Source organism: Aminobacter sp. P4_D5 (assembly GCF_056401815.1).
On record NZ_JBFUIP010000913.1, the window covers coordinates 1 to 632 of the forward strand.

The 632-nt window shown below is 71.8% G+C and carries 1 protein-coding gene; it reads right to left on the minus strand.

Annotated features, from left to right (window positions below):
* Positions 1–632: Bug family tripartite tricarboxylate transporter substrate binding protein (locus tag AC1DWF_RS35755; RefSeq protein ID WP_476843195.1), on the minus strand; the 632-nt coding region annotated here is incomplete at both ends.

The following is a 632-nucleotide window of genomic DNA, read 5'->3' on the forward strand; positions in this document are numbered from 1 at the left end:
CCCCGGCCCAGCGCCGCATGTCGGCGCGCCAGCTTGCGTCGAACTCGGCGGGGCCGGCGGGCGAGGGGGTGCCGCCAAGGGTCCGCAGCCGCCGGTCGCCCTCAGCCGAGCGCACGACGTCGATGATCGCGGCCGAGAGCTGCGCCACGGTCGCCGGATTCATGTTCGCTGGGCCGAAGACGCCCACCCAGCTGGTCACGACGAAGTCGGGCACACCCGCCTCCGCCATGGTCGGCACGTCGGGCAAGGTGGGCACGCGCTCCGGCGAGGTGACGGCCAGCGCGCGCAGCGTGCCGCCCTGGATGCCGCCGAAGACATTGGGCAGGTTGTCGATGGTCACCTGCACTCGCCCGGCCAGAAGGTCCACGATCGTTTGCGGGCTGCCCCGATAGGGCACGTGCGTCATCTCCAGCCCCGTGCGCAGCCGGAAGAGCTCGCCTGCCAGGTGGATCGAGGTGCCGGTGCCGGTCGAGCCGAAGTTGATCCCGCCTGGCCGCCGCGACCAGGCGATGAACTCCTGCAGCGTGCGCGGCGGAATGTCGGCCGCGACCGTCACGGCGTTCGGGAATTCGGAGATGCGCGCGATGGCGGTGAAGTCGGTCGCGGCGTTGAAGGGGAGGTTGCGGCGGAGA